Raw genomic sequence first — 469 nt, 5'->3', positions numbered from 1 at the left:
TTAAAACCTCTCGACTGCGCTCGAGGAGACATTACGTCATTCCAACCGCTTGATAAAAATTTTTCTCGGGTCTCGAAATGACAGGGTGATTTTGGTTCTATTTTATGTTTTGAACTTATATTCTAGAAACTTCAACTTCCAACTTCTAATATCTAACCTCTAACACTAATTTAAATAGTACGCATAAAAAAACCTCATATCGTAAGATATGAGGTTTATAGTTACTGAACATAAATTCAGTATTAAAGAAAGGCGGCGACCTACTCTCCCACATAAATGCAGTACCATCGGCGCGATTGGGCTTAACTTCTCTGTTCGAGATGGGAAGAGGTGAGCCCCAATGCTATAACCACCCTAAGATTTTCAGTATGCAGTATGTTAGTTTTCAGTAGGCAGTCAGTACACAGTAATAAAACTGATTTACTGTAAACTGCTTCCTGTAGCTTTGTTTACTGCCCACTGTAAAAGT

The 469-nt window shown here is 38.0% G+C and carries 1 rRNA gene; it reads right to left on the bottom strand.

The window, feature by feature from the left end:
- Positions 1-247: 247 nt before the first annotated feature.
- Positions 248-357: ribosomal RNA gene (rrf, locus tag Q0998_RS19285) — 5S ribosomal RNA — on the bottom strand.
- Positions 358-469 lie beyond the last annotated feature (112 nt).

It is taken from the genome of uncultured Polaribacter sp., assembly GCF_947501385.1.
In the GTDB taxonomy this organism is placed as follows: domain Bacteria; phylum Bacteroidota; class Bacteroidia; order Flavobacteriales; family Flavobacteriaceae; genus Polaribacter.
This window is presented reverse-complemented; position numbering and strand designations above follow the sequence as displayed.